This window comes from Massilia eburnea, assembly GCF_009720745.1.
In the GTDB taxonomy this organism is placed as follows: domain Bacteria; phylum Pseudomonadota; class Gammaproteobacteria; order Burkholderiales; family Burkholderiaceae_D; genus Rugamonas; species Rugamonas eburnea.
The window spans coordinates 235551-262209 of record NZ_WNKX01000004.1; the positions used below are offsets into that span (position 1 = coordinate 235551).

At 62.7% G+C, this 26659-nt stretch carries 26 protein-coding genes; 18 read left to right on the forward strand and 8 right to left on the reverse strand.

What is annotated here, in order from left to right; genetic code table 11:
* Positions 1 to 29: 29 nt before the first annotated feature.
* On the reverse strand, positions 30 to 1319 hold the full coding sequence (locus GM658_RS07230; RefSeq protein WP_170298723.1) for a TRAP transporter large permease: 1290 nt from the start codon (positions 1317 to 1319) through the stop codon (positions 30 to 32).
* 95 nt (positions 1320 to 1414) lie between these two features.
* Complete coding sequence (locus GM658_RS07235; protein WP_155453445.1) at positions 1415 to 2059, reverse strand: TRAP transporter small permease; 645 nt, start codon at positions 2057 to 2059, stop codon at positions 1415 to 1417.
* Positions 2060 to 2517: 458 nt separating this feature from the next.
* On the opposite strand from GM658_RS07235, the gene GM658_RS07240 reads away from it, so the two are divergent.
* The 3 genes from GM658_RS07240 to GM658_RS28830 are packed head-to-tail and all read left to right on the forward strand — an operon-like array spanning position 2518 to position 4150.
* Positions 2518 to 3042 (forward strand): methylated-DNA--[protein]-cysteine S-methyltransferase, encoded by a 525-nt coding sequence (locus tag GM658_RS07240; RefSeq protein ID WP_371865053.1) that lies wholly within the window; start codon positions 2518 to 2520, stop codon positions 3040 to 3042.
* A complete protein-coding gene (gene xerD, locus GM658_RS07245; protein WP_155453334.1) occupies positions 3018 to 3920 on the forward strand; it encodes a site-specific tyrosine recombinase XerD in 903 nt (300 codons plus the stop codon). The genes GM658_RS07240 and xerD overlap by 25 nt, the downstream gene beginning before the upstream one ends.
* 56 nt (positions 3921 to 3976) lie before the next feature.
* Positions 3977 to 4150 (forward strand): hypothetical protein, encoded by a 174-nt coding sequence (locus GM658_RS28830; RefSeq protein WP_170298713.1) that lies wholly within the window; start codon positions 3977 to 3979, stop codon positions 4148 to 4150.
* Positions 4151 to 4291: 141 nt separating this feature from the next.
* On the opposite strand, the gene GM658_RS07250 is transcribed toward GM658_RS28830, so the two are convergent.
* A complete protein-coding gene (locus GM658_RS07250) occupies positions 4292 to 7393 on the reverse strand; it encodes an efflux RND transporter permease subunit (protein ID WP_155453335.1) in 3102 nt (1033 codons plus the stop codon).
* A 3-nt stretch (positions 7394 to 7396) separates the two neighbouring features.
* Positions 7397 to 8590: an efflux RND transporter periplasmic adaptor subunit gene (locus GM658_RS07255; RefSeq protein ID WP_155453336.1), complete on the reverse strand. Its 1194-nt coding sequence runs from the start codon at positions 8588 to 8590 to the stop codon at positions 7397 to 7399.
* A gap of 203 nt (positions 8591 to 8793) precedes the next feature.
* Here GM658_RS07255 and GM658_RS07260 point away from each other — a divergent pair, with 203 nt between their 5' ends.
* Entirely contained in the window at positions 8794 to 11235 is a 2442-nt protein-coding gene (locus GM658_RS07260) for a sensor domain-containing protein (protein ID WP_229416797.1), read from the forward strand.
* Positions 11236 to 11238: 3 nt separating this feature from the next.
* Here GM658_RS07260 and GM658_RS07265 read toward each other — a convergent pair whose 3' ends face one another.
* The gene (locus GM658_RS07265) at positions 11239 to 12198 is read right to left on the reverse strand and encodes an endonuclease/exonuclease/phosphatase family protein (protein WP_155453337.1); all 960 of its coding nucleotides are present in this window, start codon (positions 12196 to 12198) and stop codon (positions 11239 to 11241) included.
* 37 nt (positions 12199 to 12235) lie between these two features.
* Here GM658_RS07265 and ybaK point away from each other — a divergent pair, with 37 nt between their 5' ends.
* The 6 genes from ybaK to GM658_RS07295 all read left to right on the forward strand — a co-directional run bounded on the left by ybaK (position 12236) and on the right by GM658_RS07295 (position 16847).
* On the forward strand, positions 12236 to 12727 hold the full coding sequence (ybaK, locus tag GM658_RS07270) for a Cys-tRNA(Pro) deacylase (RefSeq protein WP_155453338.1): 492 nt from the start codon (positions 12236 to 12238) through the stop codon (positions 12725 to 12727).
* An 89-nt stretch (positions 12728 to 12816) separates the two neighbouring features.
* Positions 12817 to 13440: a glycerol-3-phosphate 1-O-acyltransferase PlsY gene (gene plsY, locus GM658_RS07275; protein ID WP_155453339.1), complete on the forward strand. Its 624-nt coding sequence runs from the start codon at positions 12817 to 12819 to the stop codon at positions 13438 to 13440.
* Between the two features lie 6 nt (positions 13441 to 13446).
* Positions 13447 to 14097, forward strand: a complete 651-nt coding sequence (locus GM658_RS07280; protein WP_155453340.1) for a DsbA family oxidoreductase — start codon at positions 13447 to 13449, stop codon at positions 14095 to 14097.
* Between the two features lie 57 nt (positions 14098 to 14154).
* The gene (locus tag GM658_RS07285) at positions 14155 to 15198 is read left to right on the forward strand and encodes a sensor domain-containing diguanylate cyclase (protein ID WP_155453341.1); all 1044 of its coding nucleotides are present in this window, start codon (positions 14155 to 14157) and stop codon (positions 15196 to 15198) included.
* A 17-nt stretch (positions 15199 to 15215) separates the two neighbouring features.
* Complete coding sequence (locus GM658_RS07290; RefSeq protein WP_155453342.1) at positions 15216 to 15506, forward strand: DUF427 domain-containing protein; 291 nt, start codon at positions 15216 to 15218, stop codon at positions 15504 to 15506.
* A 105-nt stretch (positions 15507 to 15611) separates the two neighbouring features.
* Entirely contained in the window at positions 15612 to 16847 is a 1236-nt protein-coding gene (locus tag GM658_RS07295) for a metal-dependent hydrolase (RefSeq protein WP_155453343.1), read from the forward strand.
* On the opposite strand, the gene GM658_RS07300 is transcribed toward GM658_RS07295, so the two are convergent.
* The gene (locus GM658_RS07300) at positions 16844 to 17698 is read right to left on the reverse strand and encodes an oxidoreductase (RefSeq protein WP_155453344.1); all 855 of its coding nucleotides are present in this window, start codon (positions 17696 to 17698) and stop codon (positions 16844 to 16846) included. The two genes, GM658_RS07295 and GM658_RS07300, sit on opposite strands and share 4 nt — an antisense overlap.
* A gap of 106 nt (positions 17699 to 17804) precedes the next feature.
* Between GM658_RS07300 and GM658_RS07305 the strand changes: the two genes are divergently transcribed.
* The 6 genes from GM658_RS07305 (at position 17805) to GM658_RS07330 (ending at position 22876) form a co-directional block, all read left to right on the forward strand.
* Positions 17805 to 18593 carry a LysR family transcriptional regulator gene (locus tag GM658_RS07305; protein WP_308612940.1) on the forward strand — a complete coding sequence of 263 codons (789 nt, stop codon included), beginning with the start codon at positions 17805 to 17807 and terminating at the stop codon, positions 18591 to 18593.
* Positions 18594 to 18684: 91 nt separating this feature from the next.
* On the forward strand, positions 18685 to 19593 hold the full coding sequence (locus tag GM658_RS07310; protein ID WP_155453345.1) for a LysR family transcriptional regulator: 909 nt from the start codon (positions 18685 to 18687) through the stop codon (positions 19591 to 19593).
* A gap of 116 nt (positions 19594 to 19709) precedes the next feature.
* Positions 19710 to 20942: a CmpA/NrtA family ABC transporter substrate-binding protein gene (locus GM658_RS07315; protein ID WP_155453346.1), complete on the forward strand. Its 1233-nt coding sequence runs from the start codon at positions 19710 to 19712 to the stop codon at positions 20940 to 20942.
* Positions 20943 to 20953: 11 nt separating this feature from the next.
* Positions 20954 to 21838: a nitrate ABC transporter permease gene (gene ntrB, locus GM658_RS07320; protein ID WP_155453347.1), complete on the forward strand. Its 885-nt coding sequence runs from the start codon at positions 20954 to 20956 to the stop codon at positions 21836 to 21838.
* A gap of 1 nt (position 21839) precedes the next feature.
* Positions 21840 to 22634, forward strand: coding sequence for an ABC transporter ATP-binding protein (locus tag GM658_RS07325; RefSeq protein ID WP_155453348.1), 795 nt, complete (start codon positions 21840 to 21842; stop codon positions 22632 to 22634).
* A gap of 71 nt (positions 22635 to 22705) precedes the next feature.
* Positions 22706 to 22876: a hypothetical protein gene (locus GM658_RS07330; protein ID WP_155453349.1), complete on the forward strand. Its 171-nt coding sequence runs from the start codon at positions 22706 to 22708 to the stop codon at positions 22874 to 22876.
* On the opposite strand, the gene tsaD is transcribed toward GM658_RS07330, so the two are convergent.
* Complete coding sequence (tsaD, locus tag GM658_RS07335; protein WP_155453350.1) at positions 22873 to 23907, reverse strand: tRNA (adenosine(37)-N6)-threonylcarbamoyltransferase complex transferase subunit TsaD; 1035 nt, start codon at positions 23905 to 23907, stop codon at positions 22873 to 22875. The two genes, GM658_RS07330 and tsaD, sit on opposite strands and share 4 nt — an antisense overlap.
* Positions 23908 to 23997: 90 nt before the next feature.
* Here tsaD and GM658_RS07340 point away from each other — a divergent pair, with 90 nt between their 5' ends.
* Positions 23998 to 24453 (forward strand): OsmC family protein, encoded by a 456-nt coding sequence (locus tag GM658_RS07340; RefSeq protein ID WP_155453351.1) that lies wholly within the window; start codon positions 23998 to 24000, stop codon positions 24451 to 24453.
* Between the two features lie 114 nt (positions 24454 to 24567).
* On the opposite strand, the gene GM658_RS07345 is transcribed toward GM658_RS07340, so the two are convergent.
* Positions 24568 to 25626 carry a 3-deoxy-7-phosphoheptulonate synthase gene (locus GM658_RS07345; RefSeq protein ID WP_155453352.1) on the reverse strand — a complete coding sequence of 353 codons (1059 nt, stop codon included), beginning with the start codon at positions 25624 to 25626 and terminating at the stop codon, positions 24568 to 24570.
* Between the two features lie 73 nt (positions 25627 to 25699).
* On the opposite strand from GM658_RS07345, the gene ybiB reads away from it, so the two are divergent.
* Positions 25700 to 26659, forward strand: coding sequence for a DNA-binding protein YbiB (ybiB, locus tag GM658_RS07350; RefSeq protein WP_155453353.1), 960 nt, complete (start codon positions 25700 to 25702; stop codon positions 26657 to 26659).

Sequence of the window (26659 nt, forward strand, 5' to 3'; positions counted from 1 at the left end):
GGGTCTGACCCGGCACTACCGGGTTCAGGTCACATCAGCCCCATCGCCTTCGGCAGCCACAGCGACAACCCCGGCCAGTAAGTCACAATCACCAGGAACGCCAGCATGGTGAGCAGCCAAGGCATCACCGCCACGGTCAATTCCGAAATACTCATCTTCGAAATCCCGCTAGCCACGTAAAGGTTCAGCCCCACCGGCGGATGGCACAAGCCCACTTCCATATTCGCGTCGATCATGATACCGAAGTGCACCGAATCGATACCCAGGCGGATCGCGGTCGGATGCAGGATCGGCGCCATCACCAGGATGATCGACGAAGGCTCCATCACATTCCCCGCCAGCAGCAGCAGGATATTGGTAAAGAACAGGAAGCCCGCCTGGCCCAGGTCCTTGGACAGGATCCAATCCGCCATCGCCTGCGGAATGTTCTCATGCGCCATCAGGAAAGAGAACAGCACCGCATTGGTAATGATGTAGAGCAGCATGGCCGACAGGCTGGCCGATTTGCGCACCACTTCCGGCGTCTTCTTGAGCGGCATGTCCTTGTAGACAAACACGGAAATCAGGAAGGAATACACCGCGCTCATCGCCGCTGCCTCGGTCGGCGTGAAGATACCCTTGGTTATGCCGCCAATGATGATCACCACCAGCATCAGGCCCCAGATGCTTTCGCGCAGGGCTTTCCAGCGCTGCGCCCAGGTGGCCTTGGGCATGCGCGGATACTTGTTCTTTTTGGCCAGCACCCAGGTGGTGGTGCACAGCATCACGGTCAGCAGGATGCCGGGGAACAGGCCGGCCAGGAACAGGGCGCCGATCGAGGTATTGGTGGAAATCGCATAAATCACCTTCGGTATCGACGGCAGCATCAGGATCCCCAGCGAGCCGGCCGTGATGATCACGCCGGCGCCAAACTGTTTCGGGTAGCCCTGTTTCACCATCGCCGGCAGGATGATCGAACCGATCGCCACCACCGTCGCCACCGAGGAACCGCACACCAGCGCAAACATGGCGCAGGCAATGATGCCCGCCAGCGCCAGGCCGCCGTGCCAATGGCCGATCATGCTGGTGGCAAAAGCGATCATGCGGCGCGCCACGCCGCCGTGGGTGAGGAAGTTGCCGGCCAGGATAAACAGCGGGATGGCCATGATTTCGAACTTCTCGATACCGCTGAACAGCTTCAGCGCCACCGCTTCCACCGGCACCTGGGTCAGCAGGTACATGAACATCAGCACTGTCAGGCCAAGCGCGATGGAGACTGGAATACCGGTCAGCATCAGGGCGATCAGCAGCGCGAAGACGATGCCGACCTTGCCGCCCATCAGGCAGATGGTCAGCAGGATGGCGCCAATGCCCAGCAGCCATTTGGCCGCCTTGGGCTTGGACATGGGGACGACCTGGGAATGTGCGGCGCCGCTCATCGTGCACCTCCATTGTGCGTGTGGGGAACGGTGGCGAACAGCGGATCGTTTTCCACGTCGCCCAGGCCTTCGACTTCGGATTCATCCTGGTGCGGCATTTCGCCGGTGCGCACAAAGCTCACCAGCACCTGCAGGAAGCGGAAGCACATCAGGTAAGAGCCCATTGGTACCACCGAGTAGACGAACCAGGTCGGCCACTCAAGGTCCGGCGTGGTCGGGCCTTCCGGCAAGTCGCCGGTATCCATGCCCAGTTTGTGGAAGATGGCGTAGTGCATGCCGTTTTCCCAAACGAAGCGCAGGCCCAGCGTGCCGATGATGCCGGTGAACAGGGCGCCGCAAACCAGGGCGATGATGGTGGTGGTCTTGCGCCAGGAATCCGGCAAACGGGACACCAGTACGTCCACGCCCACGTGGACGCCCATGCGTACGCCGTAGGCCGCCCCGAACTTGGCCATCCACACGAACATGATGATGGCCAGCTCCTGTGCCCACTCGAAATGCAGCGACAGCAGCCAGTCCTGCACGTAGGGAATGGAAAAGCCGGTGCCGTAGCGGTGCGCCACGGACAGGGCGATGATCAGCGTCGCCCCTGCCATCAGGAAGGTGATGATCCACTCCTCCAGATGGTCGAGAATTTTCATAAACATAATTTGCCTCTTATAGTTATCGGATGCTGAAGGTATCCGCGCCTTTTTCCGAAAATATTCAATTGTGGCACTCTTGGCAATAAGCATTAATACGAGGTCAATGCCTAGCACAAATTCGGCTCAAGTGGCAGCCATCTTATATTGCCTAAAATAAATAACGATATCTGGAAAAAGATCGGTTACTATGGCGTCGCCCCCAAACGGTGCGGCTTGCACCAAGATAGCAGTGGGCCAGAATTTAGTGGGGAGTGTAGAAGAAGAACGAAGCGGCGCTGCCGCGGAAATAGAGGAGACACGCTGCCTGACAGTATGCTGTTGGCCGCCGCCACAAGCGGGGTTAAATGGCCGGGGTGGTGAAAAAAAAGACTCAAGACGCGCCTTCGGGCGCGTTTTTTTTGCCCTATCCTGGCGCACTGGTGTAGCATCATTGCCACAGTTTGAATGGAGCAACCGTGACCGAAATACAACAGGCAGGCAAGGATTTCGCCGCCATCGTCCACCTCCCGTTCGGCGCCATGGGTGTTGGGACGGCCGGCGGGGTAGTGACAGAAATGTTCTACCTGCCGGGTACCACCCCGGAGCAGGCGCCGGCCAACGCCCTGGCGGAAAAAGCCGTGCAGCAGCTGCTTGCCTATTGCGACGATGCCGACTACGTCTTCGATCTGCCGCTGGCCATGCGCGGCAGCGAATTCCAGCGCCGCGTCTGGCAATCGCTGCGCGAGATCCCGCGCGGCCAGGTGCGCACTTACGGCGAGCTGGCCAAGCACCTCGATTCCGTGGCGCGCGCGGTGGGACAGGCATGCCGGACCAATCCCTTCCCGCCCCTGGTGCCATGCCACCGTGTGATGGGCGCCAACAGCCTGGGCGGCTTTGCCGGCAGCGACGACCAGAACGGCTTTACCTTGGGCGTGAAGCGCTGGCTGCTGGCGCACGAGGGACATAAAGAGTACCAATGGCAGCAGGCAACCTTGCTCTGATCGACGAGTTTTGCGACAGCCTGTGGCTGGAAGACGGGCTGTCCAAAAATTCCCTCGACGCCTACCGGCGCGACCTGACCGCCTTCGCCAAATGGCTGGAGTCAGCGCGGCCTTCCGTGGGCGGCCTGCACGCCGCCGGCACCGCCGACCTGCAAGCCTACTTCGCGGCGCGCCATGAAGACACCAAGGCCAGTTCCGCCAACCGCCGCCTGTCGGCGCTGAAACGCTTCTACCAGCTGGCGCTGCGCCAGCGCTACATCGCTGAAGACCCGTGCCTGCGCATGGCCTCCGCCAAGCAGCCGCTGCGTTTCGTGCATACCCTGAGCGAAGGGCAGGTGGAAGCGCTGCTGGCGGCGCCCGACCTGCGCACCCCGCTCGGCATCCGCGACCGCACCATGCTGGAGCTGATGTATGCCAGCGGCCTGCGCGTTTCCGAACTGGTGGCGCTGAAAACGCTCGAGCTGAGCATGAACGACGGCGTATTGCGCATCACCGGCAAGGGCGCCAAGACGCGCCTGGTGCCGTTCGGCGAGCAAGCCCGCCTGTGGATCGAGCGCTACCTGCGCGAAGCGCGCGGCCCGATCCTCGACGGCCAGCAGGACGACGCCCTGTTCGTCACCGGCCGCGGCGGCCCGATGACACGGCAGATGTTCTGGGTCGTAGTAAAAAAACAAGCATTAAAAGCAGGCATCAGCGCGCCGTTGTCGCCGCACACCCTGCGCCACGCTTTCGCCACCCATTTACTGAACCACGGTGCGGATTTGCGCGTCGTGCAGTTGCTTTTAGGCCACTCCGACATCTCCACCACCCAGATCTACACCCACGTAGCCCGGGAGCGTTTGAAGCAGATTCATGCGCTACATCATCCGCGCGGATAATTTCGTTTGCGCCGAGCCTGCAATCGGCCTAATGTAGGCTTTCAGGAGGTATTCCCATGGCAAAGACGAATTTTGCATTCGAGAAGCGGCAGCGCGAGCTGGAGAAGAAGCGCAAGGCAGAGGAAAAAGCCCAGAAAAAGGCAGCGGCCAAGCACCGCCCAGCCGATGAGCAAGACGCCGACGAGGCAGGCTACGAGACTGAGGAAACCGACACCACCACTCCGGAATGAAAGTCGGGGTCAACTCTGGCTTCTCGAGAAGCTTTGCGCTTCGCGCAGCGCAAAATGTCCGATTGCCAGAGCTGACCCCGACTTTCATATAGGGACGCCGTCACGTCCCCGCCACTGCAAGGACTGTTCGGGCGAAACTGTTCAAGCGGCTTCGGCCAGCTTGTCTTCCTGGTGGCCGCGGCGCAGCCAGCGTTTGGCGCGTTTGCCGAAGTTGTCGAGGTAGGAGTACGCCACCGGCACCACCACCAGGGTCAGCAGGGTGGAGGTGATGACACCCCCAATCACTGCACGCCCCATGGGCGCCTGGGTCTCGCCGCCTTCGCCGAGGCCGATCGCCATCGGCAGCATGCCGAAGATCATGGCCAAGGTGGTCATCAGGATGGGACGCAGGCGTACCTGGCCGGCGGCCATGATGGCGTCGAACTGGTTCATGCCGTCGCGTTGCCCGTGGTTGGTGAAGTCGACCAGCAGGATGGCGTTCTTGGTCACCAGTCCCATCAGCATGATGACGCCGATCACGGAGAACACGTTCAGGGTGGAACCGGTCACCAGCAGCGCCACCAGCACGCCGATCAGCGACATCGGCAGCGACACCATGATCGCGATCGGCTGCAGGAAGCTGCCGAACTGCGAGGCCAGCACGATGTAGATGAAGACGACCGCAATGCCCAGCGCGGTCATGGCGCCGCTCATGGTTTCCTGCATCTGCTGTGCATTGCCGGCCACGTCGAAGCGCACGCCGTCCGGCAGCTTCATGGAATCCATGGCTTTCTTCACGTCGGCGTCCACGTCGCCGGCTGGGCGGCCTTCGGTGCCGGCGTAGATCGCGACCCGGCGCTGCAGGGCCTGGCGCTTCAGCACCTGCGGGCTGAAGCCGGGGACGAAGTCGACCACCTGGCGCAGCGGCACCATCAGCGGGTTGCCGTCCGGGCCGACCTTGCTGGAGGTGAGCGACAGGTCGGCCAGGTCGGCGATGCGCTGGCGGCCCGATTTGGGCAGCTGCACGTTCACCTCATAGTTCTGGCCATCGGCCGCCAGCCAGTAGCTGGCCGTATCGCCCGCCACGAAGGGCCGCATGGCGTTGCCGATCTGCTGCACGTTCAGGCCCAGGTCGCTGGCCAGTTCGTTGTTGATCTTGATCAGGGTCGACGGGTTGGCGCCTTCCTGGCTGTATTCCAGGTCGGCCACGCCCTTGATATTGCGCATCTTGGCCATCAGGGTTTGCGCGGTCTGGTCCAGCTTGGCTTCGTCGGTGCCGAGGATGGCGATGAAGATCGGCTTCTGGCCCACCGACAAGGTAATGCCGGGAATGCGCTCGAGGCGTTTGCGGATCGCGGCTTCCAGCTTTTTCTGCGGCTGGCGGTGGGTCTGCTTGATATCGGTCAGCTTGATGCGCAGGAAGGAGACATGACGGCCGGAAGGGTCGCCGACGTTGGCCGTGATGGCGTCGATCTCGGGGAATTCCTTCAGCGCAGCTTCCACCTGGCGCACCTTGGCGTCGTTGTATTCCAGGCTGGAGCCGACCGGCACCTTGAGCTGCAGGACGAGCTGGCCCTGGTCGGTTTCCGGGAACATCTCGCCGCCGATCATGGGCACCAGCATCAGGCTGCCCGCGAACAGGGCGAAGGCCGACACCAGCGTGAGCTTGCGCCAGCGCAGTGCGAAGGCCAGCACCTTGGCGTACAGCCGGTGCACCATTTCCACGCCGTGCTCGACCTTCTCCATGGTGCGGCCCAGCCACGGCAGGTATTTGAAGCGGTCCTTGACCGGGTCGTGCCAGACCGACGACAGCATCGGGTCGAGCGTGAAGGAAACGAACAGCGATACCAGTACGGCCATCGTCACCGTCACGCCGAATTGCAGGAAGAAGCGGCCGATAATGCCGTTCATGAAGGCCACCGGCACGAACACGGCGACAATCGCGAAAGTGGTCGCCATCACCGCGATGCCGATTTCATTGGTGCCGTCTTCCGCCGCCTTGCGGTGGTGTTTGCCGAAGCCCAGGTGGCGTACGATGTTTTCACGCACCACGATGGCGTCGTCGATCAGCAGCCCAATGCACAGCGACAGCGCCATCAGGGTCAGGAAGTTCAGCGTGAAGCCAAACGCTTTCATGGCGATGAAGGAGGCCAGCACCGAGATCGGCAAAGTCAGGCCGGTGATGATGGTCGAGCGCCAGGAGTGCAGGAAGAAGAACACGATCACCATGGTCAGGATCGCGCCTTCGACGATGGTGCGCTTGACGTTGTCGAGCTGCGCCTGCACGCGCTCCGATTGCGAATCCAGCACCTTGATCTTGATGTCTTCCGGCAGCGTCTTGCGCAGGTTCTCCACCACTTTCAGGATGCCGTTGCCGACTTCGACCACGTTCGCGTCCTGCACCTTGGTGATGTCCAGCGACACGGCGGGCTTGCCGTTGACGCGCGAGATGGTCTGTTCTTCCGCCTCGCCGTCGATCACGTCCGCCACCTGGTCCAGGTAGACCGGGCCGTTGGCGCGGCGCGCGACGATGATCTTGTTGAATTCTTGCGCCTGTTTCAACTTGCCTTCCACCCGCACCAGGGTTTCGGTGACGTCGGCGGTCAGGCGGCCGGCCGGCAGGTTGGCGTTGGTGTTCTGGATGGCGCGCATCACTTCGTCCACGCCGACCCCTTGCGCCCGCATGTCGGCAGGGCGCAGGCTGACCAGCATCTGGCGCTTGGTGGTGCCGAATACGCGCACCTGGCCCACGCCCGGCACGCCCTGGAAGCGCTTGGCGATGATCTGGTCGGTCATGGTGGACAGCTCGCGCAGGCTGCGCGTGTCCGAAGCCATCGACAGGCTGACGATAGGCTGGTCGTTCTCGCCTTCCGCGCGGGCGATGAACGGCTCTCTCGCTTCGCGCGGGAATTTCGGACGCACCAGCGAGATCTTGTCGCGCATGTCCTGCATCGCCTTGTCCATATTGGTGGACAGTTCGAATTCGACATACACGCCGGACTTGCCTTCCCACGAGTTGGCACGGATGGTCTTCACGCCGGACACGGTGTTGACGATGTCTTCGATCGGACGCGTGATGTCGTTCTCCACCGCCTCCGGCGATGCGCCGGGGTAGATCACTTCGATCGCGGCGAAGGGGAAGGAAACGTTCGGCATCGATTCCACGCCGAGGCCCTTGTACGAAAAGATGCCGAGCACCATCAGCGCCACCATCACCATGGTGGCGAACACCGGCTGGCGGATCGAGATTTTAGTGATCCACATGATTCAACCCTTTGCCAGCATGGCCGGTTTGGCTGCCGGGACGGGCCCTGCCAGCTTCACTTTCGCGCCCGGTTTCACTCCTTCCAGTTTCGAGATGATCACGTTGGCGCCGGCATCCAGGCCGCCGGTCACTTCCGCCAGGCCCTGGTCTTCGCTGCGCAGGCCGATGCTGACTGGCTGCGATACGATGACGCCGTCGGCTACCTTGTACACCACTTGCTTGCCCGCTTCTTCGCGCAGCGCGGCCAGCGGCACCACCGGCGCTTCCTTGGTGCGATCGGTGGTGATATTCCCTTTGGCGAACATGCCGCCGCGCAGGGCGCCATCGGCGTTCGGCACCGAGATATACACCAGCATGGCGCGCGAGCCCATTTCCGTGGTCGGGTTCACGCGCGCCACCTTGCCGCTGAATTCGCGCTTGGCGAAGCCGTCGACATGGAAGCTCACGTCCTGGCCGACTTTCACGCGCGGGATATCGGTGGTGGGCACTTGCGCCTCCAGCGTCAGCTCCTGCAGCCCGACGATGGTGTAGACGGGCATGTCAGGCGCGACTTTATCGCCCGCCTGAACATGACGTTTGGAGATGATCCCGCTGATCGGGGCGCGGATCACGCTGTCGTTCAGCGCAATGCGGGCCAGGTCGACCATGGCGGAAGCGGATTTGACATTGGCATGCGCCAGTTCGACGGCATTGGCCGTGGTGTCGAAACTGGTTTGCGAAATGAACTTCTGCGAGAGCAGGGCGCGCGCGTTGTATTCGTTTTTCTGGGCCATGGACAGCTTGGCCTGGGCTTCTTCCAGCATGGCCTGCTGCTGCGCCAGGCGCGCTTTCAGGTCGGCCTGGTCGAGCCGGGCCAGGACCTGGCCTTCTTGCACGGAAACGCCTTCACGCAGCGCCGCTTCCTGCACCTGGCCGGAAACCTTGGATTTGATGGTGGCCTGGCTGACGGGGATGAGCGAACCCGACAAAGGCAAGCCGACTGCCAGCTGGCGCGCGCTGATCGGCGCCACGTCGGCGCTGGCCAGTTCGAGTACCGGCGCCTTGGCCGGGCCGCCCGCAGCTTTCGCCGCCTCAGCCGGCTTGGCTTGCGATTTCATGACCGTCCAGCCGCCACCCGCCAGGCCCAGTACAACCAGGCCGATCAGGGGAAAGCGCCAGCGTCGAGGGGATTTCAGGTGCACAGGTTGAGGGCTCATTATTATCTCTTCGTCAATGTTGTCCGCTGGCGCGGGTTGCGATGGTGTCACTCTAGGGTTTAACAAGTCCAGCGGCCACGTGAATGCGATAAAGCGCACAAACGGCGACATGAAATGCAAAAAGTGGGGATGGAGCGGCGTCTTTGCGCTCACCTTTGATGCAACTCAATTGGCGCGCCGCACAAGGCCGCAAAAATGGGATCATGAGTACCGATATGCCCATCATTCCGCAAGCGCTGACGCCGGCCCATGCCGCGCTCGACCTGATCGCGCGAATGGTTGCGGCGCTTGAATTGACGCCCTCGGTCGCGGTATGCAGTTTTGACCGCGCGGGCGTGGTTCAGTTCTGCAACCAGGCTTGCGCCGACATGCTGGGCATCACGGTTGACGCAGCGGTAGGGCAGCCTGTGGCATCGCTCTGCTCGCGCGGCGTAAGACAGGCCGAGCATGATGCGCTGGTGGAAGAAATATGGAGCAAGGGCCATTCGCCGCCGGCCGGCGACTGGCAGGTCAAGACTGGCGACGGCCGCGAGCTCTGGTTGTACTCCACCTGTATTCCGGTCTGGCACGACGGCAAGCTGGCACAGATCTTCTGCATGGACATCGATATCACGCAGCGGCGCAAGGATTTCGACGCGCTGCAGGCGGCTGGCGAAAACTTCCACCAGATGTTCGAGCGTTCGAGCGATGCCATCTTCCTGCTGCGCGATGGCGTGGTGGAAGAAGTCAACCCGGCCGCGCTGTTGCTTTTCAAGTGCGAGAAGGCCGAGCGCCTGGTGGGGCGCAAGCTGCACGATTTCTCGCCGATGACGCAACCGTCCGGCGAACTGTCGTCGGAAGCCGAGGCGCGCATGACGGACGAGGCAAGCCGGGGCGGCAACGCACGCAGCGAATGGCATTACGTCGACTGCGAAGGCGCCCTGTTCTGGGCGGAAGTGCTGCTGACCGCGATTTCACTGGATGGCGGAAAGCTGTATTACGTCGTGGTACGCGATATTTCCGAACGCAAGCGCGCGGAGCGGGCTTTGCACTTGGCGGCGCAGGTATTCGAGAACAGCCGCGATGCCATCGTGCTGACCGATCGCGGGCGGCGCGTGATCGCACTTAACCACGCCTTCACCGTGATTACCGGTTTCGGGCCGAAGGACATGCTGGGCAAGCCGGTCAGCCTGTACCGTTCGGGCGTGCATGACGAATCGTTCTACCGGGAAGTGTGGGCGCAGGTGGAGGCGGGCGACCACTGGGAGGGGGAATCCTGGGGCCGCAAGCGGGATGGGGCGCTGTTTCCGTGCTGGACCAGCATCAGCGCAATCCGCGACAGCGCCGGGCGTGTCAGCAACTACATTGGCATCGTCACCGATATCACGGAGCGCAAGAAGAGCGAGGAGCACACACGCCACCTGGCCGAGCACGATTTCCTGACCGATTTGCCGAACCGGGTGCTGCTGCTGGACCGCCTTCGCCTGGCCCTGGCGGCCGCGCGCCGCAACCACGCCATGCTGGCGGTCCTGTTCCTCGACCTGGACCGGTTCAAGATGGTCAACGATACCTTGGGCCACGCGGTAGGCGACCGGCTGCTGAAGGAAGTGGCGAGCCGCCTGGTGCATTGCGTGCGCGAAGCCGATACGGTGAGCCGGCAGGGCGGCGATGAATTCATCCTCCTGTTGTCGGACGTGGCCGGGCCGCAGGGCGCAGCGCATGCGGCGGAAACGGTACTGCATTCGCTGGAGCAGGAGTTCGTGCTGGGCGAACACATCGCGCATATTTCCGGCTCGATCGGCATCGCCATGTTTCCTGCCGATGGAGATGAGATTGATGCCCTGCTCAAGCACGCGGACATCGCCATGTACCACGCCAAGGAGGAGGGCCGCAACGGCTACCAGTTTTTCAGCGGCGAACTGAATGCGCGCATCGTCGAGCGCTCCGGCCTGGAACAGGGCTTGCGGCGCGCGCTGGCCGAGCAGCAGTTTGAGCTCGTTTTTGAGCCGGAAGTGGATATCGCCAGCGGCGCCGTGGTCGGAATGGAAGCCCTGGTGCGCTGGCGCCATCCCGCGCTTGGCTTGCTGCTGCCGGAGCGCTTTATCGGCGTGGCGAGCGAGGCAGGGATGATGGTGGCGCTTGGCCAATGGGTGTTGCAGGAAGCATGCCGCTGCGCGCGCGGCTGGCTGGAGGAGGGCCGCGAACTGGTGGTCTCGGTCAACCTGGCGCCGGCGCAGTTCGTGCATAAGGACTTGATCGATTGTGTGGGGGATGCGCTGCGTTGCTCAGGGCTGCCGGCGCACTTGCTTGAGCTGCAGCTGACGGAAGCGATGCTGATGCAGGCTGGCGCCCAGACCGAAGCTGTGCTGGGCAAGCTGCGCGGCCTTGGCCTGCGCTTGTCGATCGACGATTTCGGCACCGGTTATTCGCGCCTGGGCCAATTGAAGGATAGCCCGATCGACAAGCTGAAGATCGCCCAGTCCTTCTTCGACCACGGCACCGATACCACCGCCATCCGCACCATCATCGCCATGGCGCGCAGCCTGGACATGACCGTCATCGCGGAGGGCGTCGAAACCGAAGACCAGCTCCAGCTGCTGCGCGAGCTCGGCTGCGACCAATGCCAGGGCCACCTGGCCGGGAATGCCTTGGGAGCCGAACCATGACGCCTAACGCAGCCGCAGCCGCACCAGGACCTGCCCGTGGTCGGAGACCTCGGGCCGCTCCTGGCGCAAGTGGTCGTTGAAGTAGCTGACGTCCAGCACCTCGCCGATGGCGCGTGGTGAGGCGGGGTTGAATTCTTCCGACACCAGCACGTGGTCGATGGTGGAATAGTGGCCTTCGTGGATACTGGTGTAGGCGACGTGGCGCAGGTGGTCCTGGCGCAGCTGGATCTGGTTGGCGTCGTACATGCGTCCGCGCCGCTCGTCGCCCGGCAGCATGCCGCCGCCGTTGCCCAAAACAATGGTCGTGGTGACCGCATCAGCCGTGTCGTTGAAATCTCCCAGCACAATGCACGGCCGGCGCGTTTCGCGCATCATCTTGCTAAGCAGGACGCGCAGGGCCACCGCCTCGGTGCCGCGCCAGACCAGTGAACGCAGGCTGGCCATGGCCAGGTGCAGCGGATCTTCCGTGGTGTCGCCGCTGCGGTAATCCGGGCGGCGCGATTTCAGGTGCACCACGATCACGTCCACCACGATTTCGTTGGGCAGCACCACCTGGGCGTGCAGGGGCGCGCGTGCAAAGCGGTCCGACTCCGCCAGGCCTGAATCGGCCGGCACGCCTTCCGGGAAATTGGCGTAGACTTCGGGCGCCGCTGCCAGGGGCAGGCGCGACACCAGCGCCACATTGGGCGTCAGTCGGGCGGCGTGGGGATCGGGATCAAAGCCGGCGTGCACCGCGTCGCGGTATTTGCGGGTGCGGGACAGCACGTCGCGCAAGGCTTCCTGGGAGAAGATCTCCTGGAAGCCGATCACGTCGGCATCCAGCTGGTCCAGCTGCTGCGCAGTCCATTCCGCCTTGGCCTCGTATTCCTGCTCCGTCAATGGCTGCAGGTTGTCGTACAGTTTCGCCCCGGGCGGGGCAAGGTTGCAGACGTTGAAGGTGGCAAAGCGAATTTCTTGCTGCATAATGAGAAACTCCTCTCTGGCACTAGCGTATCACGGCATGGCAAAAAAAGAGCACATTTCCGAAACTCCCGCGACAGCTTTACTGCGCAAGCACAAAGTCTCGTTTTCCGAACATCCTTATGAGTACGAGGAGCATGGCGGCACCTCGGTGTCTTCGCGCGAACTGGGTGTCGACGAACACCACGTGGTGAAGACCCTGGTGATGCAGGACGAAGCGGCCAAGCCGCTGATCGTGCTGATGCACGGCGACTGCAAAGTCTCGACCAAGAACCTGGCCCGCAATATCGGCTGCAAATCCGTCGAACCGTGCAAGCCCGAAGTGGCGCAGCGCCATTCCGGCTATATGGTAGGCGGCACCTCGCCCTTCGGCACCAAGAAAGCGATGCCGGTTTACGTGGAAGAAAGCGTGCTGGCCCTGGATACGATCTATATCAATGGCGGCCGGCGTGGTTTCCTGATTGGCATCAAGCCTGCCGTGCTGACCGAAGTGCTGGCGGCAAAGGCAGTGCAATGCGCCTTGCCGGATTGACAGAAACGCAAGCCCGCGGTGCAGCCCTTGCCGTGCGGTATGGTGTATAGTCGCTGCCGCATATAAAAACAACGATTCCCTGGGGATTTATGACTACTTTGTTTCTGATTATTGCTGCTTACCTGATCGGTTCGATTTCTTTCGCCGTGGTGGTGAGCAAGTTCTACGGCCTGGCTGATCCGCGCACCTATGGTTCCGGCAATCCCGGCGCCACCAACGTGCTGCGCAGCGGTAACAAAGGGGCAGCGATCTGGACCCTGATCGGCGACGCCTTCAAAGGCTGGCTGGCTGTGTTCCTGGTCGACCACTTCCAGCAGCAGCTGGGTCTTGGCGCGCAGGCGGACCAGGCAATCGCCCTGGTGGCAGTCGCTGTGTTCGTCGGCCACCTGTGGCCAGTATTTTTCAAATTTGTCGGCGGCAAGGGCGTGGCGACCGCGCTGGGCGTGCTGCTGGCCCTGAACGTATGGCTGGGCCTGGCGACGCTGGCGACCTGGCTGGTGGTGGCTTACGCCTTCCGCTACTCCTCGCTGGCCGCCCTGATCGCATCCGTCTTTGCACCGTTCTATTACGGCCTGCTGTTCGGCGCCGAGCCGCAATTGGCAGCCGTCCTGGCCATGAGCGGCTTGCTGGTTTGGCGCCATGCCAAAAATATTGCTAACCTTATTGCTGGCAAAGAAAGCCGCATCGGCGGCAAAGCCAAGAAAAAGGCCTAGATCATCATGACTACTACCCCGATCCGCATCGACTTCGTTTCCGACGTTTCCTGTCCCTGGTGTGCGATCGGGCTGAGCAGCCTGGAAGTGGCGCTGTCCCGCCTTGGCGACAGTGTCCAGGCGCAAATCCACTTCCAGCCCTTCGAACTGAACCCGCATATGGTTCCGGAAGGGCAGGACATCACCGAGCACTTGCGCCAGAAATATGGCGCCAGCCCCGCCCAGCAGGAACAGACGCGCGAAATGATCCGCCAGCGCGGCGCCGATGTCGGTTTCGACTTCGGCGTGGGGATGCGTAGCCGAATTTACAACACTTTTGACGCCCACCGCCTGCTGCATTGGGCGGGCGAACAGGGCAAGCAAAAAGAACTGAAAAAGGCCTTATTCGACGCCTATTTCACGCGCGGCCTCGATCCAAGCTCCCGTACCCTGCTGGTGCAATTGGCGGGCAAGGTCGGCCTGGATGAGGCCGAAGCGGTGCAAGTGCTGTCTTCTGGCCGCTACGCGCAGGAAGTTCGCGATATGGAGCACTTCTACCATCGCAACGGAATTCAATCCGTGCCGGCGGTGATTATTAACGAAAAGCATCTGATTTCCGGCGGACAACCACCGGAAGCCTTCGAGCGGGCCTTGCGCCAAATAGTATCTTTAAAATAAAAACCCTTAGCTAGCATGCAAGCTTGTTACACTACAGGAAGTAACAGGGAGAGATGCATGTCAGCTGCAGAAAACACCGTAACAATGCTGTATCCCCGCCCGGCGGATGACCAAAGCCGCCTGGCAGCGCTGTACCGCTACGACGCCCTGGAAACGGCATCGTGCGACGATTTCACCTTCCTGACCGAACTGGCCGCCAAGGTCTGCGACGTCCCCTACGCTTTTATTACGCTGGTCGACGCCGAGCGCGTCTTCGTCAAATCCTTCACCGGGTTGGCAGTCGACTCGATGCCGCGCGGCCAATGCTATTGCTCGCTGGCAGTGCTGGGCGACGAAGCGACCGAAATCTGCGACCTGAGCAAGGATGCCCGCACCGCTGGCATGCCCCTCACCACGGAAGCGCCCTTCATGCGCATGTACAGCAGCGTGCCGCTGACCACCAGCGACGGCCACGCCATCGGCACCCTGTGTGTGATGAATACCAAGGCCGGCTGCCTGTCGACGGCACAGCGCGAAATGCTGCGCAAGCTGGCGCGCCAGGTCATGGCGTTGCTCGAGCTGCGCGCCAACGAAAAGGCGCTCAAGGCCTCGATGGATGAGCTGGAAATGCTGGCCACTACCGACGAGCTGACCGGTCTGCACAACCGCCGCTCCCTGATGAACCGCCTCAAGTTCGAAGTCGCGCGTACACGCCGCTTCCGCACCCCGCTGTCGGCGGTAATGGTCGACGTTGACCACTTCAAGAACATCAACGACGAGTTCGGCCACCAGGTCGGCGACGAAGTGCTGGCCGCGATTGGCCGCCTGGTGCGCGAAAACGTGCGGGTGATCGACGTCGCCGGACGCTACGGTGGCGAAGAATTGTGTATCCTGTTGCCGAACACGCCGCTCGACGGAGCGCGCAAGTTCGCAGAGACGTTGCGGTCGCGGATCGAAGCCCAGGTGCACAGCGCCGGGGCGCGCACGGTGCCGGTCACAGCCAGCCTCGGCGTCGGCTCGTTCAACCACATGGACATCGACGACGCCGAGATGCTGCTGAAGCAAGCCGACGCCGCGCTATACCGCGCCAAGACCAACGGCCGCAACCGTGTAGAAGGCTGAACAGGACAGGAGTTTGCATGCCCAAGGCAATATGGAATGGCGCCGTCATCGCAGAGGCGGACAGCAATGAAGTCGAGATCGTCGAGCACAACATCTACTTCCCGCCCGCGCGGGTGAACAAGGACTACCTGCAAGCGAGCCAGCACACCACGCTGTGCCCGTGGAAAGGAGTGGCCAGTTATTACAACGTCGTCGTGGACGGCAAGGTCAACGCCAACGCCGCCTGGTACTACCCCGCGCCGAAGGACGCCGCCAACAATATCAAGGACCGCATCGCCTTCTGGCACGGCGTCGAGGTCCAGCATTAATGTTCGAAAGTCGGGCTCTTAAAAAAATGGGGACGTAACACATTATTCGCGATGCGAATAATGTGTTACGTCCCCATTTTTTTAAGAGCCCGATTTTCATAAAGCATGGATAACATCACACATTCCGTTGTTGGTCTTGGCGTCGGCGAGCTGATTCAGCGCTCCTTGCCGGTGGAGGCTGATCCTGCGCAGCATAAGACACGCCATCGCTTGCTGTTGGCGGCTTGCGCTTTGGCCAGCAATTTTCCGGACCTGGACCTGCTGTTCACCCACCTGGCGCCTGCGCCGCTGGGTTATCTGCTGCATCATCGGGGCCATACGCATACCTTGCTCTACCTTCTGCCGCAGGCTTTGCTGCTGTTGGCTTTGTTGTGGGCGCTGTGGCCGAACGCGCGGGCACTTTTGCGCGCGAGCCGTTTCGCGCGGCGCGGGCTGGGCATCGCCCTGGCTGCGGGCTTCCTGCTGCACATCGGCATGGACTTCATGAACAACTATGGCGTCCATCCTTTCTATCCGTTCAGCGGGACCTGGTATTACGGCGATATGATCTTCATCATCGAGCCGGTGTTCTGGGTGGCGTTTGGCGTGCCGCTGGCGATGACGCTACCTTCGCGGCGCGGCCGGATCGTCGTGCTGGCGGTGCTGCCGGTGGTGCTCCTGTATTTCACCATGCATGGCTACCTCGGCTGGACTTCGTTCGAAGCGCTGGTGACGCTTGGTGCGGCGGTGGCGGCCTTGCGCTTCATGCATATGCATAGCCGGCGCGCGCTGTTGCTGGCGCTGGGCGTTGTCCTGGCCTACGTTGGCGTGCAGGCGTCGGCTTCAAACAAGGCGCGCCAGGCGGTGACGGCGGCGCTGGTGCTGCAGGATCCGCAGGCAAAGGTGCTGGATGTGGCGCTCACCGCCTTTCCCTCGCAGCCTCTGTGCTGGAGCTTTGCGTCGATCGAATCCGATGGCAGGACTTACCAGCTGCGGCGAGGCCACTTGAGCCTTGCGCCGGCACTGCTGCCGCCGCGCGAGTGCCCTGCGGCGCTGGCGGCGGATGCGGTGCAGGAGATGCCGGTCCAGGTACCTGGCGTCCTGCTATCGGGCTCCTGGCAGGGCAGCATTGCGGCCTTGCGCGAACGCGCGGCGAGCGATTGCCAATTGTCCGCGTGGCTGCGTTTTGCGCGCATGCCGGCCGTGGGCGGCACGGAAGCCACCGACCTGCGGTTTTCCTCCGGCTCGCGCGGCAACTTCACGACCTTGCCTCGCGCTGCCCAACCCGCTTGCCCATTTGGCGTGCCGAAGTGGGCAATGCCCCGCGCCGACCTGCTGGGCGGGGCAAAGGACGCGCCTTAAGCTGCCTGTTTGGCCGGCTGATCGAAGTCGGTCGACAGCGACAGCTCGAGCCAAGCCGCCATCTCCTGCTCCACAAACCGGTTCTTTTCGCGCACGCGGGCGACGGTGTCGCTGCCCAGGTGCAGGCGCAGTGGCGGCCGCGCGCTGTCGGCCAGCTGCAGCAGTGCCTTGGACAGTTGCGCCGGATCGCCCGGCTGCTGGTGGTTGACGCCGGCGGCAAAGGTGCGCATGGCGCCAACCGTTTCCTGGTAGTCGTCGATGCGGGCGGCGGTTTCCGACAGCGAGCTGGCGTCGAGGAAGTCGGTGCGGAAGAAGCCCGGCTCCACCACGGTGACGTGCACGCCCAGCGGCGCCAGTTCCAAGGCCATTGCTTCGCTCAGGCCTTCCACTGCGAACTTGGTGGAGCTGTAGATGCCCCAACCCTGGTATGCGCTGTAGCCGCCGACGGAAGAGATATTCATCACGTGGCCGCTGTGCTGCTTGCGCATTACCGGCAGCACGGCGCGCGTGACGTGCAGCAGGCCGAAGACGTTGGTCTCGTAGTTGCGGCGCACTTCATCGGCCGAGGCTTCTTCCACGGCGCCGAGAATGCCGTAGCCGGCATTATTGACCAGCACGTCGATGCGGCCGAAGCGTTCGACTGCGGCCTGGACGGCGGCCACGGCGGCGGCTTCGCTGGTGACGTCCAGCTGCACCGGCTGCAGCTTGGGATGTCCGCCCAGTGCATCGACAATGGATTGCGGATTGCGGGCCGCCGCGACGACGGCGTCGCCGCGCGCCAGCGCGTCGCGTGCAATCAGCAGGCCGAAGCCGCGCGATGCGCCAGTGATGAACCAGACTTTGTTTGCCATGATATTGCTCCTTCAAGGAAGTGGGTTGGTGAAAGCCATATTAGGCGCCGCAATGCTGCTACACTAGATATGGCAAAGGTGTTTTATCTTCAACTGGTGGTTGTAAATGGACAAGGCGCGCGTCATTACTCTTTTTATCGGCGTGGTGCATGCCGGCAGCTTCAGCCAGGCGGCGGTGGATGCCGGCCTGTCGGCGCAGGCCGTCAGCAAGGCGATCCGCCAGCTGGAGGAGCATCTCGGCGTGCGCCTGTTCCATCGCACCACGCGCAGCCTGAGCCTGACCGACGAGGGCCAGCGCCTGTTCGAACTGGCGAATCCCGGGCTGCGTTTGCTCGATGAAGCGCTGGACCATGTGCGCAGCAGCCGCGAGGCGATGGATGGCGTGATCCGCATTACCGCGCCGACTTCGATCGGCAGCATTGTGCTGGCGCCCTTGCTGGCGCAGTTCCAGGACATGCACCCTGGTACCCGCTTCGACCTGTACCTGGAAGACCACTTCACCGACATGATCGAGTCGAAGATCGATGTCGGCTTCCGCGCCGGCAATCCGCCCGAACGCAACCTGGTGGCGCGGCGTCTGGGCAAGATCGCTTTGTATGTTTGCGCCGCGCCCAGCTACCTGGCGAAGCACGGCGCGCCGAGGACCGTGGCCGATTTGCAGAAGCACCGCTGCACCGGCTTTCGCCAGCCCAATACCGGCCGCATCGTGCCGTGGGAGCTGCGCGGCGAAGGCGGCACCATTTACCAGGACGTGCCGTGCGTGGCCAGCTTCAATACCGCGGAGGCCGAGCTGGAAGCGGTGCGCGCCGGCGTCGGCGTCGGCCAGCTGACCCTGTACATGGCGGAACGCGACCTGGCGGAGGGCGGTTGGTGCACCTGCTGCCGCAGCACGTGACCTCCAACGCCGGGATTTACATGTACTATGCTCAGCGCAGCCGCATGCCGATGCGGGTACGCCAATTTATCGACTTCGCGATGAAATACCCATGGACCGCCTTTACCTGATGACTGTTTATGTGGCCGTGGCCGAGGAGCAGGGCTTCGCGGCGGGCGCGCGCCGTCTCGGCATGTCGCCGCCTGCCGTGACGCGCGCCGTGGCGGCGCTGGAGGAACGCCTTGGCGTGAGGCTGCTGGACCGCACCACGCGCCATGTCCGGGTGACGGAAGCGGGGCAGCGCTACCTGGACGACGCGCGCCGCATCATCGCGGAAGTCGATGAAGCCGACGACGCCGTCGCCGGCATCAACGCCGCCCCGCGCGGCCACCTGACAGTGACCGCGCCGGTGCTGTTCGGGCGCCTGTACGTCATGCCGGGCATCGTCGATTATCTGCAGCGCTACCCGGCCATGGACGTCTCCACCGTCTTTGTCGACCGCGTGACCAATCTGCTGGAGGAGGGCATCGACGTCGGCGTCCGCATCGGCGAGCTGCCCGATTCGAGCATGCGCGCGGTGCCGGTGGGCCGGGTGCGGCGCATGATCGTCGCTTCGCCAAGCTATATAGAGAAGCATGGCGCGCCGCACACGCCGCAGGAGCTGGAGCAGCACACCATCGTCGGCTCGTCGGGTTCGAGCGTGCCGCCTGACTGGCGCTTCCAGCATGGCGGCAGCGCGCAGTCTCTGCGCCTCAAGCCGCGCCTGGGCGTGAACAACAACGATTCGGCGATCGAGGCCGTGCGCAGCGGCTTTGGCGTTGCACGCCTGCTGTCCTACCAGGCGGCAGCCCTGCTCGATGCGGGCGAGCTGGTGGAGGTGCTGCAGGACTATGCCACGCCGGCTGTGCCTATCCATATCGTGCATCGCGACAGCCGCCAGGGTTCGACCCGCATCCGCAGCTTTGTCGACCTCATGGCCGAGCGCCTGCGCACCGATCCGAGGCTTCACCCGGTGCGCTGACGGCGCTATATTGGTGCGGCGCACAAGCGAGGTGCCGCAATTTCACCACCTGCGCCCCTGAAAGCGGGGTGGCACGGCACTTGCAATATCCCCATTATTTACTCACGGGGATAGAGATGGATCACACGTTCAGCCTTACCCGCCGGCGCCTGTTGGCGGCCGGCGCCGCAACCGCCGTCACTGGTCTTGCAGCGCAAGGCGCCTGGGCTGCAGGCTCGGACAGGCCGGAGAAAGAAGAAGTCAAAGTCGGCTTCATTCCCCTCACCGATTGCGCCTCTGTCGTGATGGCGTCGCTGCTTGGCTTCGACAAGAAGTACGGCATCAAGATCGTGTTGAGCAAGGAGGCTTCCTGGCCCGCCGTGCGCGACAAGCTGGTGAACGGCGAACTCGATGCGGCCCATGTCCTGTATGGCCTGGTTTATGGCGTGCACTTGGGCGCCGGCGGCCCGAAGAAGGACATGGCCGTGCTGATGAACCTCAATCACAACGGCCAGGCAATCACCCTGTCGAAAAAGCTTGCCGACAAGGGCGCGGTTGACGGCGCTTCGCTGGCAAAGCTGATGCACACCGATCCGCGTGAATATACGTTTGCGCAAACCTTCCCGACGGGTACGCACGCCATGTGGCTGTATTACTGGCTCGCTTCCTACGGTATTAACCCGATGACGGACGCGAAGGTGATCACGGTGCCGCCGCCGCAAATGGTGGCCAATATGCGTATCGGGAATATGGATGGCTACTGCGTGGGCGAGCCTTGGAACCACCGCGCGATTGTCGACGGCATCGGCATCACGGCCACCACGACGCAGGACATCTGGCGCGACCACCCGGAGAAGGTGCTGGGCACCAGCGCAGAATGGGTAAAGAAGTATCCCAACACGGCACGCGCGCTGGTTGCGGCGGTGCTGGAGGCGGGACGCTGGATCGATGCATCCTTGTCGAACAAGGTGAAGATGGCGGAGGCCATCGCCGACAAGTCCTACGTCAATACAACGGTGGATGTGATCGGCCAGCGCATCATGGGCCGCTACCAGAATGGCCTCGGCAAGACCTGGGACGATCCGAACTATATGAAGTTCTTCAATGACGGCGCGGTCAACTTCCCTTACCTGAGCGACGGCATGTGGTTCCTCACGCAGCAAAAACGCTGGGGCTTGCTGAAGGCGGAGCCGGACTATCTGGCCGTCGCCACGCAGATCAACCAGATCGAGCTTTACAAGGATGCCGCGAGCATGGCGAAGGTGAGCGTGCCCAAGTCGGCGCTGCGCAGCGTGAAGATGGTCGACGGTGCGGTCTGGGACGGCAAGAATCCCAAGGCCTATGCCGATTCGTTCAAGATCAAAGCGTGAAGGAAAGAACCATGAGTGCAGTCTATTCTTCGATCGAAGGCGTAGGCACCGTCGCCCCGGAGACCCCTTCGCGCCGCGCGCGCCTGGCGGCAAAGGGTGTGCGCCTGGCGCCGCCGGGCGGGCGCCTGCGTCCCATTGTGATGAAAGTGCTGCCGCCGCTGATCGGGCTCATGTTGCTGGTATTGGCCTGGCAGGTGATCGCGCTGCGCAACCCTGGCTTCCCGACGCCGGTGGAGACCTGGCACGAGGCGGCGAAGCTGTTCGCCGACCCGTTTTACCGCAAGGGACCGAACGACCAGGGCATAGGCTGGAACATCCTGGCCTCTCTGCGCCGGGTGGCGCTCGGCTTTGGCATGGCGGCCGTGGTGGGCATTCCGCTGGGCTTCCTGATCGGCCGCTTCACCTTTGTGTACGGCATGTTCAGCCCTTTAATCAGCTTGCTGAAACCCGTGTCGCCGCTGGCATGGCTGCCTATCGGCCTGCTGGTGTTCAAGGCGGCCGACCCGGCCGCGATCTGGGCCATCTTCATCTGCTCGATCTGGCCGATGATCGTCAACACCGCCGTCGGCGTGCAGCGCGTGCCGCAGGACTACCTGAACGTGGCGCGGGTGCTGGACCTGTCCGAGTGGAAGGTGGTGACCAGGATCCTGCTGCCATCGGTGCTGCCATATATGCTGACCGGGGTGCGGCTCGCCATCGGCACGGCGTGGCTGGTGATCGTCGCCGCGGAAATGCTGACTGGAGGCGTGGGCATCGGCTTCTGGGTGTGGGATGAGTGGAACAATATGAACGTGCCGCACATCCTGATCGCCATTGGCGTGATCGGCGTGGTCGGCTTGTTGCTGGAACTGGCGCTGGTCGCGCTGGCCAAAGCCTTCAGCTATGAGGAGAAATGAGATGACGGGGAAATTCATCGACATCAGCAAGGTCGATATGTACTTCGACCAGTTCCACGCGCTGAGCGGCATCGACCTGTCTGTGGAGCAGGGAGAATTCATCACCTTGATCGGGCATTCGGGCTGCGGCAAATCCACGCTGCTGAACCTGATCGCAGGATTGACCCTTCCCAGCAGCGGCGTGCTGGTTTGCAGTGGCCGCGAAATCGCGGGGCCGGCGCCGGAACGCGCGGTGGTGTTCCAGAACCATTCGCTGCTGCCGTGGCTGACCTGTTTCGACAATGTGCTGCTCGCAGTGGAGCGGGTGTTTGGCGCCAAGGAGACCCGCGCCCAGCTGGATGAACGCACCTGGCGAGCGCTGGAGCTGGTGGGACTGGCGACTGCGGGCGGCAAGCGTCCCAACGAGATCTCGGGAGGCATGAAGCAGCGCGTCGGCATTGCCCGCGCGCTGTCGATGGAACCGAAAGTGCTGCTGATGGATGAACCGTTCGGCGCGCTCGATGCACTGACGCGCGCCCACCTGCAAGACGAGCTGATGCGCATCGTCGCCAGGACCGGCACCACGGTGGTGATGGTCACGCACGACGTGGACGAGGCGGTTTTGTTGTCAGATCGCATCATCATGATGAGCAACGGACCGGCCGCAACCATTGGGGATATCGTCAAGGTGCGGCTCGAGCGTCCGCGCGACCGTTTAGCTCTGGCGCAGGACCCTCTCTACCTTGACTACAGGACAAGTGTGTTGGAATTCCTCTACCAGCGGCAAGGCCGCCCGGCACAACGTTTTGCCGCATAGCAACATGCAAATGTGTGGCAGCAGGGCGTCCCTGCTGCTACATTGGTGGTCTATACAAATGGAGACATGTGATGAACACCGAAGTAGCGCAGCAAGAAGTTGGCAAGGAAGCAAAGCAGGACGATAAGCCAAACCGACACGAATTCGCGCGTCAGCAAGTCAGCCACAAAGGCTTGCGCACCACCGGCATCGCCGCCGGCCTGCTGGCCCTGGTGGGCCTGAGTGCCTGGCTGCTGGCTTAAATCACCCGCAGTTCGTCCAGCGGCCAGCGCGGACGGACATTGAAGGAATAATCCCGCTGCGCCGCCTGCGGATTGATCTGCAAGCGCATGGCGCCGGCGAAGGCAATCATTGCCCCGTTGTCGGTGCAGAATTCCAGCTCGGGATAATAGACCTTGAAGTGCTTCTTTTTCGCCGCCGCGTTCAGCGAGGCGCGCAGCTGCGCGTTCGCACCGACGCCGCCGGCGATCACCAGGCGTTTCAGGCCGGTCTGCTTGAGGGCGGACAGGCATTTGGCCGTCAGCACATCCACAATCGCATCCACGAAACCACGCGCGATATTCGCCTTGTCCTGCTCGCAGACGTTGGCGGCGCCGCCGTTATTGTTCACTACCGTCAGCACCGCTGTTTTCAGGCCGGAGAAGGAGAACATCAAGTCCTTCGAGTGCAGCATGGGGCGCGGCAGCTTGTAGGCTTCCGGATCGCCGAAATCGGCCATGCGTGAAATAGCCGGACCGCCAGGGTAGCCCAGGCCGAGCAGCTTGGCGGATTTGTCGAACGCTTCACCGGCCGCATCGTCCAGCGTTTCGCCCAGCAGCTCGTACTGGCCGACGCCATCCACCCGCATCAGCTGTGTGTGGCCACCCGATACCAGCAGCGCCACGAAGGGGAATTCGGGCGGTTCGCTGGCCAGCAGCGGCGAGAGCAAGTGGCCTTCCAGATGGTGCACGCCCAATACTGGCTTGTCGAGCGCCATGCCCAGCGAGCAGGCGATGGCCGAACCCACCAGCAGCGCGCCGGCCAGGCCTGGCCCTTGCGTGTAAGCGATGGCATCGATGGCGCTGGCCGGCATGCCGGCCTTGTTCAACGCCTGTTCCAGCAATGGAATGGCGCGGCGGATATGGTCGCGCGAAGCCAGTTCCGGCACCACGCCGCCGTATTCCTCGTGCATCGCTACCTGCGAATGCAGGGCGTGCGACAGCAGGCCGCGCTGCGTGTCATACAGGGCCAGGCCGGTTTCGTCACAGGAGGATTCGACGCCGAGAACGATCATTGGATTGCTGGAAGCTGAAAGGGGAATCCGCCATTGTAATGGAAAGCGCGCGGGTGTATCTTGCTTGCATTCTTGTCAAGGAGGCTCCCGATGTCGACGCATACCGCCGAAGTGGCATGGTTCCGCCACGATGCCAAATTCACCGATAACCGCTATAGCCGGCTGCATAAGTGGACCTTTGACGGCGGCACGGTGGTGCCGGGATCTTCGTCGCCGCATGTGGTGAAGGTGCCTTTGTCGGATCCCACTGCAGTTGATCCGGAAGAGGCGTTTGTGGCTTCCTTATCGAGCTGCCATATGCTGTGGTTCCTGAGCCTGGCGGCGCGCGACGGCTATGTGGTGGACAGCTATGTCGATGCGGCGGAGGGGACGATGCAGGGCGGCTGGATCAGCGTAGTGACGCTGAAGCCGCTGGTGGTGTTCTCGGGCGGGAAGGCGCCGACGGATGCAGAGCTCGACAGGCTGCACCATGAGGCGCATGGGGAGTGTTTCCTGGCGCGGTCGGTGAAGTCCGAGATTCGCGTTGCGGGTAGCTGGCGTTACTAAAACCGGTAACCCAGTCGGATGGCCGCCCCGCCTGGCCCGCAGGGGCAGGCACCCGGCATGCGACCGCCGCGTGCCGGGTGTCAGACCGTGTGGGTCTGACACAGGTTTACCGGTTTAAGGGCGAGCCCGCAGCTCGCGATCCGCTTCCTTCAGCATATGCACGGTGGTCTCCCAATCAATGCAAGCATCCGTCACCGAACAGCCGTATTTGAGCTCGGACAGGTCCAAAGGAATCTTCTGGTTGCCCGCCACGATATTCGACTCGATCATCACCCCCACCACCGACTGATTGCCGTGCACGATCTGGTTGACCACGTCGGTCATCACCAGCGGCTGCAGTTCCGGCTTCTTGTACGAGTTGGCATGCGAGCAGTCGATCACGATATTGGCCGGCAGCTTGGCCTTCTGCAGCGATTGTTCCGCGATTGCCACCGACACGGAATCATAGTTAGGCCGGCCGTCGCCCCCGCGCAGCACCACGTGGCCATGCGGATTGCCCCGCGTGCGCACGACAGACACATTACCCTGGCTGTTAATACCCAGGAAGGCGTGCGGATTCGCCGCCGACAGGATGGCGTTGATCGCAATGCCGATATCGCCGTCCGTACCGTTCTTGAAGCCCACAGGCGTCGACAGGCCCGACGACATTTCGCGGTGTGTCTGCGATTCGGTGGTGCGCGCGCCGATGGCAGTCCAGGCGATCAGGTCGCCCAGGTACTGCGGCGAGATCGGATCCAGCGCCTCGGTGGCGGTCGGCAGGCCCAGTTCGCACACGTCCAGCAGGAACTGGCGCGCCTTTTCCATGCCGACGTCGACGCGGAACGAGTCGTCCATATACGGATCGTTGATATAACCCTTCCAGCCGGTGGTGGTGCGCGGCTTCTCGAAATACACGCGCATTACCAGCAGCATGGTGTCCTTGACTTCTTCCTGCAGCGCCAACAGGCGGCGCGCATAGTCCAGGCCCGCCACCGGGTCGTGGATGGAGCAAGGACCCACCACGACGAACAGGCGCTTGTCCTTGCGTTCCAGGATGGCGCGCAGGTCGGCGCGGCCCTTGGTGACGGTGTCGGAAGCCTTGTCGGTCAGCGGCAGTTTCGCATGCAGCTCCTCAGGGGTGGGCATGGATGCGAACGAAGTAACGTTAATGTTTTCAAGGTTTTGGGCAATCATGATCAGTCTGCTATTCACTCTGTTTCTGCTTGGGGGATCTAACAGTGTAGCCGAAATGCCGTAAACTGGCAGGATGACGACCAAACAACCTTTCCAAGCCGCTCCGTACATCAAGGAGATCGGCCGGGGCGCGAAAGGCGCCCGCAGCATGGACCGCGAGCAGGCGCGCGAATTATGGAGCGCCATTCTCGACGGCCGCGTATCGGACCTTGAGCTGGGCGGCATCCTGCTGTCGATGCGCATCAAGGGCGAATCGGTGGAGGAACTGGAGGGCTTCCTGGAAGCATCCGAAGCCTCGTTCGACAAGCTGCGCGTTCCTGCCGGCGAGTTCGCGCCGGTGGCGATCCCGAGTTATAACGGCGCCCGCAAGATGGCGAACCTGACTGCGCTGCTGGCGTTGCTGCTGGCGCGTGAAGGCGTGCCGGTGCTGGTGCACGGCGTGGCGCACGACGCGGGCCGCGTCGCCACCGCCGAAGTGTTCGAGGCGCTTGGCGTGCACGCTGCGCCGGACCACGCGGCGGCCGAAGCTGCGCTGGTCAAGGAGCGCGTCGCTTTCATGACCATCGACGCGCTGGCGCCGCGGCTGGCGTGGATGCTGTCGCTGCGCCGCATCCTCGGCGTGCGCAACTCCATGCATACGCTGGTGAAGATCATGCAGCCGTTTGCGGGGCCGGCGCTGCGGCTGGTGTCCTATACCCACCCCGAGTACCTGGAGTCGCTGGGCCAATTCTTCACGCTGAACAAAGGCCACGCCTTCCTGATGCGCGGCACGGAAGGCGAGACCGTCGCCAACGCCAATAAGGCGCAGAAGATCGACTGGTTCCACGACGGCGAGCGCACCGTGCTGGTCGAGAAGCAGACCCTGGTCGAAAAGCTGCCCGCGCTGCCGGAAGATAAAAGTGCCGAGGCCACGGCAGCCTGGATCCAGGCCGTGCTGCGCGGCGACATTCCCGTGCCGGATTCAATCGCCCAGCAAGTCGCCCACTGCAAACAGGTCGCCCGCTCGCTCGCCGCCGGCGCCGCCCTCCTGTAA

What these genes read in the sequence shown, in the direction of transcription:
- GM658_RS07230 (WP_170298723.1), bottom strand. Translation starts at nt 1,319, where the DNA reads ATGGGCGGCAAGGTCGGCATCGTCTTCGCGCTGCTGATCGCCCTGATG.
- GM658_RS07235 (WP_155453445.1), bottom strand. Translation starts at nt 2,059, where the DNA reads ATGAAAATTCTCGACCATCTGGAGGAGTGGATCATCACCTTCCTGATG.
- GM658_RS07340 (WP_155453351.1), top strand. Translation starts at nt 23,998, where the DNA reads ATGTCGACGCATACCGCCGAAGTGGCATGGTTCCGCCACGATGCCAAA.
- GM658_RS07285 (WP_155453341.1), top strand. Translation starts at nt 14,155, where the DNA reads ATGTCAGCTGCAGAAAACACCGTAACAATGCTGTATCCCCGCCCGGCG.
- ybiB (WP_155453353.1), top strand. Translation starts at nt 25,700, where the DNA reads ATGACGACCAAACAACCTTTCCAAGCCGCTCCGTACATCAAGGAGATC.
- tsaD (WP_155453350.1), bottom strand. Translation starts at nt 23,907, where the DNA reads ATGATCGTTCTCGGCGTCGAATCCTCCTGTGACGAAACCGGCCTGGCC.
- GM658_RS07305 (WP_308612940.1), top strand. Translation starts at nt 17,805, where the DNA reads ATGGACAAGGCGCGCGTCATTACTCTTTTTATCGGCGTGGTGCATGCC.
- GM658_RS07295 (WP_155453343.1), top strand. Translation starts at nt 15,612, where the DNA reads ATGGATAACATCACACATTCCGTTGTTGGTCTTGGCGTCGGCGAGCTG.
- GM658_RS07315 (WP_155453346.1), top strand. Translation starts at nt 19,710, where the DNA reads ATGGATCACACGTTCAGCCTTACCCGCCGGCGCCTGTTGGCGGCCGGC.
- GM658_RS07325 (WP_155453348.1), top strand. Translation starts at nt 21,840, where the DNA reads ATGACGGGGAAATTCATCGACATCAGCAAGGTCGATATGTACTTCGAC.
- GM658_RS07345 (WP_155453352.1), bottom strand. Translation starts at nt 25,626, where the DNA reads ATGATTGCCCAAAACCTTGAAAACATTAACGTTACTTCGTTCGCATCC.
- GM658_RS07250 (WP_155453335.1), bottom strand. Translation starts at nt 7,393, where the DNA reads ATGTGGATCACTAAAATCTCGATCCGCCAGCCGGTGTTCGCCACCATG.
- plsY (WP_155453339.1), top strand. Translation starts at nt 12,817, where the DNA reads ATGACTACTTTGTTTCTGATTATTGCTGCTTACCTGATCGGTTCGATT.
- GM658_RS07300 (WP_155453344.1), bottom strand. Translation starts at nt 17,698, where the DNA reads ATGGCAAACAAAGTCTGGTTCATCACTGGCGCATCGCGCGGCTTCGGC.
- GM658_RS07290 (WP_155453342.1), top strand. Translation starts at nt 15,216, where the DNA reads ATGCCCAAGGCAATATGGAATGGCGCCGTCATCGCAGAGGCGGACAGC.
- GM658_RS28830 (WP_170298713.1), top strand. Translation starts at nt 3,977, where the DNA reads ATGGCAAAGACGAATTTTGCATTCGAGAAGCGGCAGCGCGAGCTGGAG.
- GM658_RS07265 (WP_155453337.1), bottom strand. Translation starts at nt 12,198, where the DNA reads ATGCAGCAAGAAATTCGCTTTGCCACCTTCAACGTCTGCAACCTTGCC.
- GM658_RS07255 (WP_155453336.1), bottom strand. Translation starts at nt 8,590, where the DNA reads ATGAGCCCTCAACCTGTGCACCTGAAATCCCCTCGACGCTGGCGCTTT.
- ntrB (WP_155453347.1), top strand. Translation starts at nt 20,954, where the DNA reads ATGAGTGCAGTCTATTCTTCGATCGAAGGCGTAGGCACCGTCGCCCCG.
- xerD (WP_155453334.1), top strand. Translation starts at nt 3,018, where the DNA reads ATGGCAGCAGGCAACCTTGCTCTGATCGACGAGTTTTGCGACAGCCTG.
- GM658_RS07310 (WP_155453345.1), top strand. Translation starts at nt 18,685, where the DNA reads ATGGACCGCCTTTACCTGATGACTGTTTATGTGGCCGTGGCCGAGGAG.
- ybaK (WP_155453338.1), top strand. Translation starts at nt 12,236, where the DNA reads ATGGCAAAAAAAGAGCACATTTCCGAAACTCCCGCGACAGCTTTACTG.
- GM658_RS07260 (WP_229416797.1), top strand. Translation starts at nt 8,794, where the DNA reads ATGAGTACCGATATGCCCATCATTCCGCAAGCGCTGACGCCGGCCCAT.
- GM658_RS07330 (WP_155453349.1), top strand. Translation starts at nt 22,706, where the DNA reads ATGAACACCGAAGTAGCGCAGCAAGAAGTTGGCAAGGAAGCAAAGCAG.
- GM658_RS07280 (WP_155453340.1), top strand. Translation starts at nt 13,447, where the DNA reads ATGACTACTACCCCGATCCGCATCGACTTCGTTTCCGACGTTTCCTGT.